The 16,182-nt window shown below is 66.0% G+C and carries 17 protein-coding genes; 9 read left to right on the plus strand and 8 right to left on the minus strand.

The features are described 5' to 3' along the window. The first annotated feature begins 150 nt into the window (after nt 1-150). Nucleotides 151-927, plus strand: coding sequence for a ZIP family metal transporter (locus tag VFY73_RS03430; protein ID WP_329716511.1), 777 nt, complete (start codon nt 151-153; stop codon nt 925-927). 33 nt (nt 928-960) lie between these two features. Here the strand turns inward: VFY73_RS03430 and VFY73_RS03435 are convergent, their stop codons facing one another. The 4 genes from VFY73_RS03435 to trpS all read right to left on the minus strand — a co-directional run bounded on the left by VFY73_RS03435 (nt 961) and on the right by trpS (nt 4,305). Beyond that, nucleotides 961-1,395 carry a universal stress protein gene (locus VFY73_RS03435; protein ID WP_329716512.1) on the minus strand — a complete coding sequence of 145 codons (435 nt, stop codon included), beginning with the start codon at nt 1,393-1,395 and terminating at the stop codon, nt 961-963. 124 nt (nt 1,396-1,519) lie between these two features. Next, on the minus strand, nt 1,520-2,380 hold the full coding sequence (locus VFY73_RS03440) for a sulfurtransferase (RefSeq protein ID WP_329716513.1): 861 nt from the start codon (nt 2,378-2,380) through the stop codon (nt 1,520-1,522). Nucleotides 2,381-2,392: 12 nt separating this feature from the next. After that, complete coding sequence (locus tag VFY73_RS03445; protein ID WP_329716514.1) at nt 2,393-3,283, minus strand: DMT family transporter; 891 nt, start codon at nt 3,281-3,283, stop codon at nt 2,393-2,395. A gap of 14 nt (nt 3,284-3,297) precedes the next feature. Continuing rightward, a complete protein-coding gene (trpS, locus tag VFY73_RS03450; protein WP_329716515.1) occupies nt 3,298-4,305 on the minus strand; it encodes a tryptophan--tRNA ligase in 1,008 nt (335 codons plus the stop codon). 94 nt (nt 4,306-4,399) lie between these two features. Between trpS and purN the strand changes: the two genes are divergently transcribed. The 3 genes from purN (at nt 4,400) to VFY73_RS03465 (ending at nt 7,862) form a co-directional block, all read left to right on the plus strand. Next, complete coding sequence (gene purN, locus VFY73_RS03455) at nt 4,400-5,044, plus strand: phosphoribosylglycinamide formyltransferase (protein WP_329716516.1); 645 nt, start codon at nt 4,400-4,402, stop codon at nt 5,042-5,044. 202 nt (nt 5,045-5,246) lie between these two features. Continuing rightward, complete coding sequence (locus VFY73_RS03460; RefSeq protein ID WP_329716517.1) at nt 5,247-6,506, plus strand: RsmB/NOP family class I SAM-dependent RNA methyltransferase; 1,260 nt, start codon at nt 5,247-5,249, stop codon at nt 6,504-6,506. Nucleotides 6,507-6,635: 129 nt separating this feature from the next. After that, on the plus strand, nt 6,636-7,862 hold the full coding sequence (locus VFY73_RS03465; protein WP_329716518.1) for a DesA family fatty acid desaturase: 1,227 nt from the start codon (nt 6,636-6,638) through the stop codon (nt 7,860-7,862). A gap of 304 nt (nt 7,863-8,166) precedes the next feature. Here VFY73_RS03465 and rpmG read toward each other — a convergent pair whose 3' ends face one another. From rpmG to trxB, 3 genes are all read right to left on the minus strand, one after another. Next, entirely contained in the window at nt 8,167-8,337 is a 171-nt protein-coding gene (gene rpmG, locus VFY73_RS03470) for a 50S ribosomal protein L33 (RefSeq protein ID WP_025564431.1), read from the minus strand. Between the two features lie 41 nt (nt 8,338-8,378). After that, the gene (gene rpmB / locus VFY73_RS03475) at nt 8,379-8,612 is read right to left on the minus strand and encodes a 50S ribosomal protein L28 (RefSeq protein WP_329716519.1); all 234 of its coding nucleotides are present in this window, start codon (nt 8,610-8,612) and stop codon (nt 8,379-8,381) included. 140 nt (nt 8,613-8,752) lie between these two features. Beyond that, complete coding sequence (gene trxB / locus VFY73_RS03480; protein WP_329716520.1) at nt 8,753-9,712, minus strand: thioredoxin-disulfide reductase; 960 nt, start codon at nt 9,710-9,712, stop codon at nt 8,753-8,755. A 241-nt stretch (nt 9,713-9,953) separates the two neighbouring features. On the opposite strand from trxB, the gene VFY73_RS03485 reads away from it, so the two are divergent. From VFY73_RS03485 to lolA, 3 genes are all read left to right on the plus strand, one after another. After that, entirely contained in the window at nt 9,954-10,619 is a 666-nt protein-coding gene (locus tag VFY73_RS03485; RefSeq protein WP_329716521.1) for a Crp/Fnr family transcriptional regulator, read from the plus strand. Nucleotides 10,620-10,694: 75 nt separating this feature from the next. Next, nucleotides 10,695-13,004, plus strand: coding sequence for a DNA translocase FtsK (locus VFY73_RS03490; protein ID WP_414654384.1), 2,310 nt, complete (start codon nt 10,695-10,697; stop codon nt 13,002-13,004). Next, nucleotides 12,997-13,623, plus strand: a complete 627-nt coding sequence (gene lolA, locus VFY73_RS03495; RefSeq protein WP_329716522.1) for an outer membrane lipoprotein chaperone LolA — start codon at nt 12,997-12,999, stop codon at nt 13,621-13,623. Before VFY73_RS03490 ends, lolA begins: the two co-directional genes overlap by 8 nt. Before the next feature lie 79 nt (nt 13,624-13,702). Here the strand turns inward: lolA and VFY73_RS03500 are convergent, their stop codons facing one another. Next, on the minus strand, nt 13,703-14,248 hold the full coding sequence (locus VFY73_RS03500; protein ID WP_329716523.1) for a chemotaxis protein CheW: 546 nt from the start codon (nt 14,246-14,248) through the stop codon (nt 13,703-13,705). A 132-nt stretch (nt 14,249-14,380) separates the two neighbouring features. On the opposite strand from VFY73_RS03500, the gene VFY73_RS03505 reads away from it, so the two are divergent. Both VFY73_RS03505 and VFY73_RS03510 read left to right on the plus strand, forming a co-directional pair. Then, nucleotides 14,381-15,769 carry a replication-associated recombination protein A gene (locus VFY73_RS03505; RefSeq protein WP_329716524.1) on the plus strand — a complete coding sequence of 463 codons (1,389 nt, stop codon included), beginning with the start codon at nt 14,381-14,383 and terminating at the stop codon, nt 15,767-15,769. Between the two features lie 218 nt (nt 15,770-15,987). Next, on the plus strand, nt 15,988-16,182 hold a 195-nt coding region (locus VFY73_RS03510; RefSeq protein ID WP_414654385.1), incomplete at its 3' end, for an ABC transporter permease subunit.

The following is a 16,182-nucleotide window of genomic DNA, read 5'->3' on the forward strand; positions in this document are numbered from 1 at the left end:
GCCACCCGGGCGCGCGCCTTCCCTTCCCATCGGAGGGGAGCCAGGGCGTCGTGAGGCTGGGTTCAAGGCCCGGGGTGTGGTTCAGAGCCAGGTCCTGACAAGTGCCGCCGCGCCCATGTCGGGCGGGTTTTCGTTTTCTCCCGAGCCCCCATGACCCTGCTCTACATCGTTGCTGCCACGCTGATCGGCGGGGTGTTGTCGGTCGTGATCGCCGCGTCGATGACCTTTGCCGCGCTCGGCAAGCTGGTCAAGCACCTCGTCAGCCTGTCGACTGGGGTCTTGCTGGCCACCGCGCTGCTGCATGTGCTGCCCGAGGCCTTCGAAAGCCAGAAGGCCAGCCCGCACGCGTTGTTCACCACCTTGCTGCTCGGCCTGTTGTTCTTCTTCTTGCTCGAGAAGGCCGAGTTGTATCGGCATGCCCACCACCATGAGGGCGATGGGCATGAGCACCACCATCATTTCGACGCCGAACAAGCCGGCCGAGGCGGCTTCAGTGTGCTCGTTGGCGACAGCATCCACAACTTCTGCGATGGGATCATCATCGCGGCGGCCTTCCTGGTCAGCCCGGAGCTGGGGGTCACGACTTCGCTCGCGGTGATCCTGCACGAGATTCCGCAAGAGGTGGGCGATACCATCGTGCTGATCAACGCCGGCTTCAGCCGCCGCAAGGCGCTGCTGTACAACGCCGCGTCCGGGCTCACCGCAGTGGTCGGCGGTGTCTTGGGCTACTTCGTGGTCGGCGCCTGGTACGAGGTCTTTCCGTACCTGCTGGTGGTGGCGTCCAGCAGCTTCATCTACGTGGCCGTGGCAGACCTGATCCCGCAGATGCAGCGCCACTTGCCCTGGCGCGAGATCCTGGCGCAAGTCGCCTGGATAGGTGCCGGGCTGCTGCTGGTCTTGTCGGCCACCCGCCTGATGCACGACTGACGGCGCGGCGGCGCAGCGTCAGTCCGCCGGGTGCTACTTGACGATCAGGATCGGCACCGCACTGTGTGTCAGCACCTTCTGGGTTTCGCTGCCCAGCAGCAGCGCGCTGACGCCGCGCCGGCCATGTGAGGCCATCACGATCAGGTCGCAACCTTCGGCTTTGGCATGGTCGGTGATCGCCTCCCAGGGGTGCAATGCTTCGACCGTGTGGCCCGAGCAGTTGAGGCCTTCCAGCGCCGCTGCGTCGACGACCGACTTCACCCGCGCCGCCGCAATGCGTTCCTGCGCGTCATAGAACTCCTGCGGCGGCACTGGCTGCATTTCGGAGATCGCGCTGTAGGGGAAGGGCTCCTTGACACTGATCGTCGACAGCTTGGCCCCCAGAATCTTGGCCAGGCCGATGGCTGTCTTGACGGCCTTGGAGGTGATATCGGACCCGTCAGTGGGAACCAGGATGTTGCGGTACATGCTGCTCTCCTTCGCTGGCGCGCCGGAACTGCCCGGCCCATTGCGCAGTGTTGCTCGTTTGGCGTCGCTTGTCTTGATACCCGTCAAGCACACGCGGTGTCGGGCCTCGCCGACGTCCGAAGACTCAGCCTCGCGCTACCGGCCGCGCGGGGTCGCTCGACCATTCGCTCCATGAGCCCGGATACAGCGCCGAGCCGGCCAGGCCGGCGGCCTCCATTGCGAGCAGGTTGTGGCAGGCTGTCACGCCCGACCCGCATTGGTGAACGACGTTCCCTGGAGGCACACCGAATGCTGCAAAAACCTTTCGCAGCTCGTCTGCCGGCAGGAAGCGCCCGTCCGTGGCGAGGTTGTTCTTGAAGAAGCGATTGCGTGCGCCGGGAATGTGGCCGGCCTGGGAGTCCAGCGGTTCGACATCCCCGCGAAACCGCTCCGGCGCGCGCGCGTCGATCACCAGCGCCGCTGCCGGTGCTGCCAGCAGGCGCTCAGCCGGTACGGTGGGCATCGCCGGTGCCCGAAGCGGGTAGGGCGCGGCGGCCGGCTCGGGCCGATGGGACTCACGGTCGATCGGCCCACCCGCGGCTTGCCACGCTGCCAAGCCCCCGTCCAACACGGCGACGTTGCTGTGGCCCAGCCAGCGCAGCAACCACCATGCGCGCGCGGCGTAGGGGCCGCCTTGAGCATCGTAGGCGACCACCGGCGTGTCGGGCCCGATGCCCCACGCAGTCAGCGTGGCGGCAAAGGCCTCGCGCGCCGGCAGCGGATGGCGGCCGCCATCGATGGCGCCGCGGGCCGTCTTCGGCCCGGATAAATCGCGATCCAGATGGGCATAGCGTGCCCCGGGCAGGTGGCCGTGAGCGTAGGCCTTTTCACCGGCTTGGCTGTCGGCCAGGTCGAAGCTGCAATCGAGCACGACCGGCCAGAACTCGCCGCGGCCCAGTAAGGCGAGCAGGGCGGGGGCGCTGATCAAAGGTGTGGGCAAGGGCATGGTGAAAAAACCTCAGGATTCGAAGCTGGAGGAATCGCCTGCGGCGGGCGCGCTGCGCTGGCGCAGCCGGGTGGCGGCCAGGCCGGCACCGACGATCAGCACCATGCCGGCCAGCGCGACCGGCGTGACGGGATCATCGAAGATCAGCACGCCGAAGATGAACGAGAAGGCGATGCCGAGGTACTGCAGGCTGGCATTGGTCAGCGCGCGGCCGATCGCATAGGCCCGCGTCATCATCATCTGCGCCACGGTGGCCAGGACGCCGATGGCCAGCAGCAATGTCGCGCCGTACCAGGTGTGGCCGTGTGCGCCGCTGGTGAACATCAGCAAGCTGCCGGCGATGATGCCGCCCAGCGAGAAGTAGAAGACCACGCGATACTCGGGCTCGCCGGCGCGACCGAGCGCGGTGACCTGCATGTAGGCCATGGCCGCGCCGAGGCCGGAGGTGAGGCCCGCCAACGCGCCTTGGAACTGGTCATGCTCGATCGTTGGCTGCAGCACCAGCGCCACGCCGAGAAAGCCCGTCAGGACGGTCGCGGTCAACCGGTGGTCGACCTTGGCGGCGCCGAACATCACCGCTCCGCCGATCAGGAACATGGCCATCCACACCGAGCTCATGTAGTTCAGCGTGATCGCGGTGGCCAGCGGCAACTTGCCGATCGAATAGAACCACAGCACCAGCGACAACACGCCGATCGTGCTGCGCCAGAAGTGCATGCCCGGCACGCTTGTGCGCAAGCTGCCGCCGCGCACCCGCGTCAAGCCCAGAATGAACACGGCACCGACCAGGCTGCGATACAGCACGATCTCGCCCGCGCCGTAGTAGGCCGACGCCAGCTTGACGCAGACGCCCATGATCGAGAACAGCAGCGATGCCAACAGCATCAGCAGCGGGGCGGACATCGACGAGTGCATCGTCAGTACGCCAGCCCCATCGCGTCGCGCACGTCCTTCATCGTCTGCCTGGCGATGGTGCGCGCCCGCTCGGTGCCCATCTCGACGATCCAGTGCACCTGCTTCGGATTCGACAGGTAGGCCTCGGCGCGTTCGCGCCAGGGTTGCTGCTCGCGCTGGATCGCCTCGATCACCGGCTGCTTGCAGTCCAGACAGCCGATGCCGGCGGTGGTGCAACCCTCGCGTGCCCAGGCCTGAGTGTCAGCATTCGAATAGAGCTGGTGAAAGGGCCAGACCGGGCAACGCGCCGGGTCGCCGGCATCGCTGCGGCGCACTCGCTGCGGGTCGGTCGGCATGCGGCGGATCTTCTGCGCGACGACCTCGGGCTCTTCGCGCATCTCGATCGTGTTGTCCGAACTCTTGCTCATCTTCTCGCCATCCAGGCCCGGCAGCTTCGCGGTTTCGGTGAACAGTGCGGCTGGCTCGGGCAGCACCGGCTCGGCCTGGCCGCGGCCGTACAGGTGGTTGAAGCGGCGCGCCACTTCACGCGTCACTTCCACGTGGGCGGCCTGGTCTTCGCCGACCGGCACGAAGTTGGCGCGGTAGATCAGGATGTCGGCCGCCTGCAGCAGCGGGTAGCCGAGGAAGCCGTAGGTCGCGAGATCGCGGTTCGGCTGCGTCGTGATCTGGTGCTTGTAGCTCGGCACGCGTTCCAGCCAGCTCAGCGGCGTGCCCATCGCGAGCAGCGTGAACAGCTCGGCGTGCTCCGGGATGCGGCTCTGGATGAACAGGGTGGCGCGGTTCGGGTCGATGCCCGCGGCGAGCCAATCGACCACCATGTCGTAGACATTGCGCTCGATGACCTCGCGCTCCTGGTAGTGCGTGGTCAGCGCGTGCCAGTCGGCGACGAAGAAGAAGCAATCGTGGTCGTCCTGCAGCCGTACCCAGTTCTTCAGCGCGCCGTGGTAGTGGCCGAGGTGCAGCGCGCCTGTGGGGCGCATGCCGGAGAGAACGCGAGGTCGCGTGACCATGTGGGCAAAGGCCGGGCAGGCTCAGTGAAGCGGCCGATGATTCTCTCAGACGATGGATACCCGTCAGGTGGCCCGCTTACACTCTTGCGCCTCTATGAAGCGAATCGTGATCCTGCTGTCCGGCCGCGGCAGCAACATGCAGGCGATCGTCGAGCGTTGCGCCGCCGAGGGCTGGCCGGCGCAAGTGGTCGGCGTGGTCAGCAACAAGGCCGAGGCGGCGGGTCTGGCCTGGGCCGCCGAGCGCGGGATCGTGACGGCGGTTGTCGACCACAAGGCTTTCACGACCCGCGAGGCCTTCGATGCCGAGCTGGCCAGGGTGATCGACCTCTGGTCGCCGGATCTGCTGGTGCTGGCCGGCTTCATGCGCATCCTCGGTGCCGGTTTCGTGCGCCACTTCGAGGGGCGCATGCTGAATGTGCACCCGTCGCTGCTGCCGGCCTTCACCGGGCTGCACACCCATCGCCGCGCGATCGAGGCGGGCTGCAAGCTGGCGGGCTTGACCGTGCACTTCGTGACGCCCGAACTGGACCACGGGCCGATCGTCGCGCAGGCCGCGGTGCCGGTGCTGCCAGGCGACTCCGAAGACACGCTGTCGGCCCGCGTGCTGGCGCGCGAGCACGTGGTGTATCCGCTCGCGGTGCGCTGGTTCGTCGAAGGTAGGCTGAAGCTGGCGGACGGAGTGGTCACGCACGTGGACGGCGTGTCGCAGGTGCTTTGGCCGGAGCAGTCAGTCAGCTGAACGACGGCAACAAGCCGGCTCGCGGTGTTGATCGCGAGCGCGAGGATCGCGGCATTGAAGCCGAGCGACAGCACCGCCTGCAGCAACACGAGCCCGGCGCATCGAGCGGTTGATGGTCGCGCCATCGGGGTTTGCGCAGCCACCGCACGCGTGAATGCGTGCCGTCGTTCGGGCCGCTGCAAGGCACGGGGATAATCCGGCCATGCATCCTAATGCCCTGCTGGACCTGGCCACCGAGTTGTTGCGCCAGGTGCTCAAGCTCGATCAACCGGCCGACGCCGTCGTTTCGGCCTTCTTCCGTCGCCACCGCGGCCTGGGCCAGCGCGAGCGCCATAGCCTGGCCGAGACCACCTATGCCGTGCTGCGCCAGCGTCTGCGCCTGGCACACCTGGCACAAAGCGGCAGCGGCGCGCTGGAGCGGCGCCTGGCCGCGCTGGCCTGGCAAGGCAGCGACACCTTCCTGCGTGGGGCGCTGGGCCCGCAAGAGCAGAAGTGGCTGGCCGAAGTCCAGGCGATCGATGTCGAGGGGTTGCCCGAAAAGCTGCGCCACAACCTGCCGGACTGGCTGGCGTCGGCGCTGAAGAAGGAAGTGGGCGACGAGTTCTGGCCATTGGTCAAGGCCATCGAACAGGCCGCCCACCTGGACTTGCGGGTCAACACGCTGAAAGCCAAACGCGAGGACGTCCGCGTCGCGCTGGCCGAGGCAGGCATCGACGCTCAGATCACGCCCTATTCGCCATGGGGCCTGCGCATCGAGGGCAAGCCGGCACTGCAAAAACTCGAGCCGTTCATCCGTGGCGATGTCGAGGTGCAGGACGAAGGCAGCCAGTTGTTGGCGCTGCTGCTCGCGCCCAAACGCGGCGAGATGGTGGTCGACTTCTGCGCCGGAGCTGGCGGCAAAACGCTGGCGTTGGGTGCGCTGATGCGCAACACCGGCCGCCTGTACGCCTTCGACGTCTCGGGCCACCGGCTCGAAGGGCTCAAGCCTCGCCTGGCGCGCAGCGGCCTGTCCAACGTCTACCCGGCACAAATTGCTCATGAGCGCGATGAGCGCATCAAGCGCCTGGCCGGCAAGATCGACCGCGTGCTGGTCGATGCACCGTGCTCGGGTCTCGGCACCTTGCGCCGCAACCCCGACCTCAAATGGCGTCAATCGCCCAAGGCGATTGAAGAAATGAACGCCAAGCAGCGCGACATCCTGGCCAGCGCTGCGCGCCTGGTCAAGCCGGGTGGACGACTGGTCTACGCCACCTGCAGCCTGTTGAGCAGCGAGAACGAGGCCGTTGCCGTCGCATTCAGCGCCGCTCATCCCGACTTCGAGCCGTTACCTGCAGCGCCCGCGCTGGCTGCCGCCCAGGTCGAGCGGGCAGACGAACTGGTGTCAGGCGATCACCTGCGCCTGTGGCCGCACCGCCATCAGACCGACGGCTTCTTTGCTGCCGCCTGGCAGCGCCGGGCTTGAGCAAGCGCGAGTGGCCACCATTTACTTGCGCGACTGCCGGCTTTTTCCTACGTTTTTCCCACGCCGGTGGGCGCACTATCGTCACTACAATTTGATATTGGCCCAAATCTCGGGCGCTTGAGCACGCACATGATCGATTTCCAAGCGATTTTCTCGGCCCTCATTGATTGGGCCGCGCATGGCTTGATCGATGCCAGCTGGTGGCAGCTGGTCATCCTGACGCTGGTCCTGACCCACATCACCATCGCTTCGGTCACGATCTTCCTGCACCGCTCGCAGGCGCACCGGTCGCTCGAGCTGCACGCGATCCCGTCGCATTTCTTCCGCTTCTGGCTGTGGATGACGACCGGCATGGTGACCAAGGAGTGGGTGGCCATCCACCGCAAGCACCACGCCAAATGCGAAACGCAGGACGACCCGCACAGCCCGGTCGCGCATGGCATCAAGACCGTGCTGCTGACCGGCAGCGAGCTGTACCGTGCCGAAGCCAAGAACCAGGAAACGCTGGACAAGTTCGGCCACAACACACCGAACGACTGGATCGAGCGCAACCTGTACACCAAGTACAGCGCGCTGGGCGTGACACTGATGATGGTCATCAACCTGGCGCTGTTCGGGGCCATCGGTGCCACCGTCTGGGCGGTGCAGATGATCTGGATCCCCATCACCGCGGCCGGCATCATCAATGGCCTGGGCCACTGGTGGGGCTACCGCAACTTCGAAGCGGTCGACGCATCGACCAATGTCTCGCCCTGGGGCGTGATCATCGGTGGCGAAGAGCTGCACAACAACCACCACACCTACCCGACGTCGGCCAAGCTGTCGGTCAAGCCTTACGAGTTCGACATCGGCTGGGCCTATATCCGCGGCCTGGAGATGCTGCGCCTGGCCAAGGTGCGTAAGACCCCGCCGCAGCTGGTGCTGGGTTCGGTCAAGCCGGTGGCTGATTCACAGACGCTGGAAGCCGTCATCGCCAACCGCTACGAGGTGATGGCGAACTACGCCAAGCAGCTGCGCCGCACCTGTGCGATCGAGTTGGCCAACCTGAAGGCACAAGGCGCTGCCAGGACCGGCGCCGCATGGACCAACCTGCGCATCGCCGAGCGCTGGCTGCACCGCGACGCCGAGAAGATCCCCAGCAACCTGCGCCCCCAGCTCGACAGCGCGATGGACGATGCGCCGGTGCTGAAGAAGCTGGTCACGATGCGTGAAGAGCTGCGCCTGCTGTGGACCCGCACCAATGTGTCGGCCGAGCAACTGGTGGCCGACCTGCAGGACTGGTGCCGCCGCGCCGAAGAAAGCGGCATCGCCGCGCTGCGCGAGTTCTCAGTGCAATTGCGAGCGGCACACGCCTGATCTCACCGGTCGCCCAAAGGAGGGAGCCCGCCTTTGGCGGGCTTTCTCTTTGGGGAATCAGGGCCCTGGGGTGCGTCACCCAGGAGATAGCGAGCGACAGACCGGCAGAGCCAGGATCCGCGCGCTGCGGTGCTCATCCGAGGTCAACCATTTGCCGGGCGCCCAACAAAAAAGCCCGCACTGAGCGGGCTTTGCGGGTCCGGCGAAGCCCGGACCACTTCAAGTGGCGTGCGTGGATCCGGCTTTGCCGGTCCACTGCGCGAGCCCCCTCGGGGGGCAGGGCCCCGGAGGGCCCGTGGGGGCTCTACTTGAGCTTGATTTCCTTGTACAGCACGTGCTTGCGCGCCTTCGGGTCGAACTTCATGAATTCGAGCTTCTCGGGCGTCGTCTTCTTGTTCTTGTTCGTGGTGTAGAAGTGGCCGGTGCCCGCGGTGGACTCCAGCTTGATCTTCTCGCGGCCGCCTTTGCTTGCCATGGTGCGTGACTCCTGTCAGTGCGTTGAGTGGGCGGCGCGCTTTACAGCGTGCCCTTGGCGCGCAGGTCCGCGACGACTTGGTCGATGCCGACCTTGTCGATCAGGCGCAGCGCGGCGTTGCTGATGCGCAGGCGCACCCAACGGTTCTCGCTCTCAACCCAGAAGCGGCGGTACTGCAGGTTAGGCAGGAAGCGACGCTTCGTTTTGTTGTTGGCGTGGGAAACATTGTTCCCGACCATCGGGCCCTTGCCCGTGACTTGACACACGCGAGCCATGTAGCTCTCCTTGAATTGATGACGGCAGCGCCCCATGCGCTCCGGCTGGAACTCACGCACATGCGCCGAAAGGGCGGCGAGAGCCCAAAGTAACCAGCGATTCTACAACAGCCCGGTTTGGGGCGCCAAGGGAATCGGCCTCAGGCCTCCTGCTCCAGGAAACGCTGTGCGTCCAGCGCTGCCATACAGCCGGAGCCGGCCGACGTGATGGCCTGGCGGTAGACATGGTCCTGCACGTCACCGGCGGCGAAGACGCCCGGTACGCTGGTCATCGTGGCGAAACCGACCTGGCCCGTACGGGTGTTGATGTAGCCATCCTTCATGTCGACCTGGCCCTTGAAGATGTCGGTGTTGGGCTGGTGGCCGATGGCGATGAAACAGCCCTTGAGCGCCAGCTCGGTGGTGGCGTCGCTCATCGTGTCCTTCAGGCGCACCCCGGTCACGCCGCTCTGGTCGCCCAGCACTTCGTCCAGCGTCTTGAACAGGTGCAGCTCGATCTTGCCGGCGGCGACCTTGTCCATCAGCTTGTCGATCAGGATGGCCTCGGCGCGGAACTTGTCGCGGCGGTGGACCATGTGCACCTTGCTCGCGATGTTCGACAGGTACAGCGCTTCCTCGACGGCGGTGTTGCCGCCGCCGACGACACAGACCGTGTCGCCGCGGTAGAAGAATCCGTCGCAGGTGGCGCAGCCGCTGACGCCGCGGCCCATGAAGGCCTCTTCAGACGGCAGGCCCAGGTACTTGGCCGAGGCACCGGTGGCGATGATCAGTGCATCACAGGTGTAAGAGCCTGAATCGCCCTTGAGCTTGAAGGGCCGCTGCGACAGATCGACTTCGTTGATATGGTCGAAGACGATCTGGGTCTGGAAACGTTCGGCATGCTGCTGGAATCGCTGCATCAGCTCGGGGCCCTGAACGCCCATCACGTCCGCGGGCCAGTTGTCGACGTCGGTCGTCGTCATCAGCTGGCCGCCCTGGGCCATGCCGGTGACGAGCAGCGGCTTCAGGTTGGCGCGGGCCGCATAGATGGCGGCCGAGTAGCCGGCCGGGCCAGAACCGAGGATCAGGACTTTGGCGTGGGTGGGGGTCGAAGTGCTCATGGCGTGCAGGTGAGGGCGCGAATCGGCGCTTGCAAGAGGCCTGGCCGCGTGGTCCGAATGTGGCGTGAAGGCCACCATGGACACACGACGCCCGTCGAGGGAAACCGATATGCTCGGGCCTGCGCAAGAATACGGTCGGCCGCATTCTAATGAGCGGCCGGCATACCCAGCCTCGGTGCGGGCATAACGCCAGCGGGGGCCGTGCATGCCATGCAAAGGGCCAACAAAGAGGGGATGACTGATGTCGATGCTGTCCAACCTGGACTTGATTCGCCGAGTGCCGTTGTTCTCGATGCTGACCAACGAACAGGCGCGCGCAGTGGCCGACGGCGTGGTCAAGCGGCGCTACCGACGTGGCGAAATCGTCGTCGAGCAGGGAAAGAAAAGTAACGCGCTGTTCATCCTGCTCAATGGCCGAGCGCGAGTACTGACGTCCGATTCGCGGGGCCGCGAAGTGATCCTGGCGGTGCTCGAAGCGGGTGACTACGTCGGCGAGATGAGCCTGATCGACAACCAGCCTCACTCGGCCACCGTGCGCTGCGAAGTGCAGGGCGACATGCTGATCCTCGGCCGGCCCGAGTTCGCGCGTTGCCTGCCCGAGAATTCGAGCCTGTCGTACGCGATCATGCGTGGCTTGGTCGGGCGCCTGCGCAGCGCCGACCGCCAGATCGAATCGCTGGCCCTGCTCGATGTGTATGGCCGCGTCGCCCGCACGCTGCTGGACATGGCCGAAGACGTCGACGGCGAGAAGATCATCAAAGGCAAGGTCTCGCGGCAGGACATGGCCAAGATCGTCGGCGCCTCGCGCGAGATGGTCAGCCGCGTGATGAAGGACCTCGAAGAACGCGGGGTGATCGAGACGCTGGAAAGCGGCTCGGTCGTGTTGAAGAACCGAATGCCGGAATGATTCACCGTTTGCCGTTGCTGATTTCGCCCGATTCGCGCTGCGCCCGCGGCGCCTTCCCTGTCCCGATGCCCTGCGATGTGGCGTAACGCCGCACTGAATGGGCCCGGTGCCGCTGCAGGTGCCGCGCGGACTGCCGCTGCCCCCACCCACCCCATCCGACAGCGCCTGCGCCAGGTGCTGATGACGCTGGCCTGGTTGGCGCTCGCGTTGGCCCTGGTCAGCCGGCGTGCGGAGGACCCCGGCTTTTCGACCAGCGGCAGCGGTGGCCCGGTGATGAACTGGCTGGGTGCACCCGGGGCCTGGGTGGCCGACGTGCTGCTGGTGCTGTTCGGCTTCTCGGCCTGGTGGTGGGTGCTGGCCGGTGGTCGGCAGCTGTGGGTGGGTTGGCGCGCGGTGCAACGCGGCGAGGTGCTGCAACCGTGGCCGCGCTCGGCGCGCATCGGTGGGCTGGTCCTGCTGCTGGTGGCCAGTTGTGCGCTCGAATGGACGCGGCTCTATGGCTGGGAAGCGCGGCTGCCCGGCCATGCCGGCGGGGTGCTCGGCTTCTGGCTCGGCCCCTTGTCGATGAAGTTGGGCTTTCTCGCCTCCGGGGTGCTGTGGATCAGCCTGCTGGTGGTGGCTTTGCCGCTGGCTTTGCGCTTTTCGTGGCTGCGTGTGGCCGATGGCCTGGGTGCGTGGGTCGAGGGCTTCCGTGAGCGCCGCATCGAAAAACGCGAGATCGCCGAAGATGTGCGCCTGGGTGAACTGGCCCAGCGCGAGCGCGAGATCGAGGTCGAGGAAGACCGCGAGGAATTCGAAGAACACGCACCGATCGTGATCGAGCCGCCGGTGCTCGAGGTGCCCAAATCCGAGCGGGTGGCGCGCGAGCGGCAGAAGCCGCTGTTCATGGAGCTGTCGGACAACAAGCTGCCGCAGATCGACCTGCTGGACAAGCCGCCGGCGCGCGTCGAAACGGTCACGCCCGAGTCGCTGGAAATGACCAGCCGGCTGATCGAGAAGAAACTGTCCGATTTCGGCGTCGAAGTGCGCGTGGTCGCGGCCCAGCCCGGCCCGGTGATCACCCGCTACGAGATCGAGCCGGCCACCGGCGTGAAGGGCTCGCAGATCGTCAATCTGGCGAAGGACCTGGCGCGCTCGCTGTCGCTGGTGTCGATCCGCGTGGTCGAGACGATCCCCGGCAAGAACCTGATGGCGCTGGAGTTGCCGAACGCGAAACGGCAGACGATTCGGCTGGCCGAGATCCTCGGCTCGCAGGTCTACAACGATGCCGGCTCGATGCTGACCATGGCGCTGGGCAAGGACATCATCGGCGCGCCGGTGGTGGCAGATCTCGCCAAGATGCCGCACTGCCTGGTCGCCGGTACCACCGGCTCCGGCAAGTCGGTCGGTATCAACGGCATGATCCTGAGCCTGCTGTACAAGGCAGAGCCGCGCGACGTGCGACTGATCATGATCGACCCGAAGATGCTCGAAATGAGTGTCTATGAAGGCATCGGCCATTTGCTGTGCCCGGTCGTCACCGACATGAAGCAGGCCAGCAACGCGCTGAACTGGTGTGTCGGCGAGATGGAGCGGCGCTACAAGCTCATGAGCAAGATGGGCGTGCGCAACCTGGCCGGCTACAACAAGAAGATCGACGACGCCAAGGCCCGCGGCGAGCTGATACCGAACCCCTTCAGCTTGACGCCGGAAGAGCCGGAGCCACTGGAGCGCCTGCCGTTCATCGTGGTCGTGATCGACGAACTTGCCGACCTGATGATGGTCGTCGGCAAGAAGGTCGAAGAGCTGATCGCCCGTCTGGCGCAAAAGGCGCGTGCGGCCGGCATCCACCTGATCCTGGCGACCCAGCGCCCCAGCGTCGACGTGATCACCGGCCTGATCAAGGCCAACATCCCGACGCGCCTGAGCTTCCAGGTCTCGAGCAAGATCGACAGCCGCACCATCCTCGACCAGATGGGCGCCGAGGCGCTGCTGGGCATGGGCGACATGCTCTACATGGCCTCGGGCACCGGGCTGCCGGTGCGCGTGCACGGCGCCTTCGTGTCGGACGACGAGGTGCATCGCGTCGTCGAAGCGCTGAAGGCGCAAGGCCCCGCGAACTACATCGAGGGCATTCTCGAAGGCGGCACGCTCGACGGCGAAGGCGGCGAAGCGGGTGAAGGCGGTGGTGGTGCCGGCGGCGGCGAAGCCGACCCGATGTACGACCAGGCCGTGGCCATCGTGCTGCAGCACCGCAAGGCCTCGATCTCGCTGGTGCAGCGCCATTTACGCATCGGCTACAACCGCGCGGCGCGGCTGCTGGAACAAATGGAGCAATCCGGACTCGTAAGCTCCATGTCGACCAATGGCAACCGCGAAATCCTGTTGCCCAAGCGTGATGAATAGTTTCGGGTCTGTTGCGCGCCTCGTGGCCGCCACGGCGATGGTGTGTTCCGCCACCGGCGCCTGGGCCGATGCGGCCGAATCGCTGCGGGGGTTCGTGCGCGACGTGAAATCCGGCCAGTCCGACTTCACCCAGACGGTGACTTCGCCCGACGGCAAGAAGCAGAAGGTGTCGTCGGGCAGCTTCAGCTTCGCGCGGCCGAACCGCTTTCGCTTCGACTACGCCAAGCCCTATCCGCAGACCATCGTCAGCGATGGCGTGAAGGTCTGGTTCCACGACCCGGACCTGAACCAGGTCACGGTGCGCAAGGTCGGTGACACGCTGGGCAGCACGCCAGTCGCGCTGCTGACCGGCACATCCATCGAGAAGACCTTCGAGCTGAAGAACCAGCCCGACAGGGGCGGTCTCGAATGGGTGCAAGCCACGCCACGTGAAACGGGCGGCACGATCCAATGGTTGAAGGCGGGCTTCAAGGGCAAGGCCTTGATGGCGGTCGAGATCGCCGACAGTTTCGGCCAGCGTTCGCTGCTGCAGCTCAACGAGCTGACCACCGAGGTGACGCCGCCTGCAGCGACCTTCAGCTTCAACATCCCGGCCGGCGCCGACGTGTCGGAACAGTAGCCGGCGGCGACTCGCAGTAACGACAAGGGCGCCCCGCGGGCGCCCCTTTTTTTGGTCGATGAGACCGATCGACCAGTGCTCAGTGCATCGAGGTGTCGGCGTCCATCAGGCCCATCTCGGGCGCGGTCATCATCTGTTCGATGTCCATCAGGATCAGCATGCGCTCGTCGTCGCCATGCTTGATGGTGCCCAGGCCGGTGATGTAAGAGGCGTCGATCGCGCCGTTGAACTCGGGCGCATGCTTGATCTGGGCCGGGGCCAGCTCAAGCACGTCGCTGACCGAGTCGACCACCATGCCCACCGTGCGGTTGCCGATGTTCAGGATGATCACGACGGTGAAGCTGTTGTACTGGACGTCTGCCAGTTGGAAGCGCAGGCGCATGTCGACGATCGGCACGATCACGCCGCGCAGGTTCACGACGCCCTTGATGAAATGCTGCGTGTTGGCGATGCGGGTCGGTGATTCGTAGCCGCGGATCTCCTGCACGCGCAGGATGTCGATGCCGTATTCCTCGCTGCCCAGCTTGAAGGACAGGTACTCTCGCGGTGCGCCAGCCGTGGCCGCGGCGGCAACCGGGGCGCCTGCCGGGGCGGCAGGGCGGTTTTCAGTGGGGGGGGCGCTCATCGCGGGGCTCCTTCGGACTTTCCGGGGTCAACAGGCAGCAGTTTCCGCCCGTCCACCATTCGGCCAAAGCGTGAATAAGGGCGGCCGGGCGGGGCAATTCGGTGCTTCGCAGCTTCGCGCCACAATCCGTCAATGCCCCGGCAAGACGCCCTGTTCGACGACCAAGACCTGCCCGAGGCCGGCGACAGCCGCGAGCCGCTGGCCACCTCGGCCGCCACCGCTCCGCTGGCCGAGCGCCTGCGCCCGCGCCATCTCGACGAAGTGATCGGCCAGGCCCACTTGCTTGGCCCGGGCAAGCCGCTGCGCGTGGCGTTCGAGCAGGGCCGGCTGCATTCGATGATCCTGTGGGGCCCGCCGGGGGTCGGCAAGACGACGCTGGCGCGGTTGGTGGCCGGGGCGGTCGACGCCCGCTTCATCGTCTTGTCGGCGGTGCTGTCGGGCGTCAAGGAGATCCGCGAAGCGGTCGCGCAGGCCGAGCTGGCGCGCGCGCAGGGCAAACGCACGATCGTCTTCGTCGACGAAGTGCACCGTTTCAACAAGGCGCAGCAGGACGCATTCTTGCCCCATGTCGAATCGGGCCTGTTCACTTTCATCGGCGCGACGACCGAGAACCCGTCGTTCGAGGTCAACTCGGCGCTGCTCTCCCGGGCGACGGTGCACGTGCTGAAGTCGCTCGAAGACGAGGACCAGCAATTGCTGCTCACGCGGGCTCGGCAGATGCTGGTCGCGCCCGAGCTGGCACCGGCCGCCGCGCAACGCCTGGTCGGCTATGCCGATGGGGATGCGCGCCGGCTGCTCAACGCCTACGAGAACCTGGTCGCGCAGCTCGGGCCCGGTGTCGAATGCATCGATGAGGCGATGCTGGAGCGATCGCTGGGCGAGCAACTGCGCCGCTACGACAAGGGCGGCGACCAGTTCTACGACACCATCTCGGCGCTGCACAAGTCGGTGCGCGGCTCCGACCCCGACGCCTCGCTCTACTGGTTCGCGCGCATGCTCGATGGCGGCGCCGACCCACGCTACCTCGCACGCCGCCTGGTGCGCATGGCCAGCGAGGACATCGGCAATGCCGACCCGCGTGCGTTGCGGCTGACATTGGACGCCGCGGAGACGTACGAGCGACTCGGCACGCCCGAAGGCGAGCTGGCTTTGGCGCAGGCGGTGGTCTACCTCGCCGTGGCGCCGAAGTCGAATGCCGTGTACACCGCCTGGAATGCGGTGCGCGCTTTCGTCAAGCAGGACCAGACGCGCCCGGTGCCGGCGCACTTGCGCAATGCCCCGACGAAGCTGATGAAGTCGCTGGGTCATGGCCAGGGCTACCGTTATGCGCATGACGAGGCAGGTGGTTTTGCCGCTGGCGAGCACTACTGGCCCGATGGCTTGGATGAGCCGCCGCAGTTCTATGAGCCGGTGCCACGTGGGCTGGAGTTGCGCATCGGCGAAAAGCTGTCCGAGCTGCGTCGGCTCAACGAAGAAGCACGCCGCGAGTCCGGCGACGACAACCCGCCCGATGCCTCTTGAGCCTGCGCGCCAATGAGCGGCGCGGGCCTCGAATTTGCCATGCGCGTGCGGCTGTCTCATCAACACAGTTGCATGCGGCCATAGGTCGCCGACGCTGTGGTGAGGCAACTCTGTTCAGGGGGTAAAGCCCGAGGAGGGAGTGTGTAAGCGGTTCCTACAATCCCCGCGAATCAGGGGCCTGCCTGGCCCGGCCGTATCACTTCCGGGAGACCTGCTCGATGGACATCTTCGTACAACAGATCATCAACGGACTGGTGTTGGGAAGCATGTACGCGCTGGTCGCGCTGGGGTACACGATGGTGTACGGGATCATCTCGCTGATCAACTTTGCGCACGGCGAGATTTTGATGGTGGGGGCGCTGACCAGCTGGACGGTGGTGCAGGCCTTGGCGGACTCGGGGCTGCCGGGCTGG

Origin of the sequence: Ideonella sp. (genome assembly GCF_036277275.1) — a bacterium.
Taxonomy (GTDB): Bacteria; Pseudomonadota; Gammaproteobacteria; order Burkholderiales; family Burkholderiaceae_C; genus Ideonella.

Excerpts from the sequence above, each read along its gene's own strand:
- VFY73_RS03440 (WP_329716513.1), bottom strand. The coding sequence starts at position 2,380 with ATGCCCTTGCCCACACCTTTGATCAGCGCCCCCGCCCTGCTCGCCTTA.
- lolA (WP_329716522.1), top strand. The coding sequence starts at position 12,997 with ATGAATAGTTTCGGGTCTGTTGCGCGCCTCGTGGCCGCCACGGCGATG.
- VFY73_RS03445 (WP_329716514.1), bottom strand. The coding sequence starts at position 3,283 with ATGTCCGCCCCGCTGCTGATGCTGTTGGCATCGCTGCTGTTCTCGATC.
- VFY73_RS03485 (WP_329716521.1), top strand. The coding sequence starts at position 9,954 with ATGTCGATGCTGTCCAACCTGGACTTGATTCGCCGAGTGCCGTTGTTC.
- VFY73_RS03435 (WP_329716512.1), bottom strand. The coding sequence starts at position 1,395 with ATGTACCGCAACATCCTGGTTCCCACTGACGGGTCCGATATCACCTCC.
- purN (WP_329716516.1), top strand. The coding sequence starts at position 4,400 with ATGAAGCGAATCGTGATCCTGCTGTCCGGCCGCGGCAGCAACATGCAG.
- VFY73_RS03505 (WP_329716524.1), top strand. The coding sequence starts at position 14,381 with ATGCCCCGGCAAGACGCCCTGTTCGACGACCAAGACCTGCCCGAGGCC.
- VFY73_RS03500 (WP_329716523.1), bottom strand. The coding sequence starts at position 14,248 with ATGAGCGCCCCCCCCACTGAAAACCGCCCTGCCGCCCCGGCAGGCGCC.
- VFY73_RS03460 (WP_329716517.1), top strand. The coding sequence starts at position 5,247 with ATGCATCCTAATGCCCTGCTGGACCTGGCCACCGAGTTGTTGCGCCAG.
- VFY73_RS03490 (WP_414654384.1), top strand. The coding sequence starts at position 10,695 with ATGTGGCGTAACGCCGCACTGAATGGGCCCGGTGCCGCTGCAGGTGCC.
- rpmB (WP_329716519.1), bottom strand. The coding sequence starts at position 8,612 with ATGGCTCGCGTGTGTCAAGTCACGGGCAAGGGCCCGATGGTCGGGAAC.
- trpS (WP_329716515.1), bottom strand. The coding sequence starts at position 4,305 with ATGGTCACGCGACCTCGCGTTCTCTCCGGCATGCGCCCCACAGGCGCG.
- VFY73_RS03430 (WP_329716511.1), top strand. The coding sequence starts at position 151 with ATGACCCTGCTCTACATCGTTGCTGCCACGCTGATCGGCGGGGTGTTG.
- VFY73_RS03465 (WP_329716518.1), top strand. The coding sequence starts at position 6,636 with ATGATCGATTTCCAAGCGATTTTCTCGGCCCTCATTGATTGGGCCGCG.
- trxB (WP_329716520.1), bottom strand. The coding sequence starts at position 9,712 with ATGAGCACTTCGACCCCCACCCACGCCAAAGTCCTGATCCTCGGTTCT.
- rpmG (WP_025564431.1), bottom strand. The coding sequence starts at position 8,337 with ATGGCAAGCAAAGGCGGCCGCGAGAAGATCAAGCTGGAGTCCACCGCG.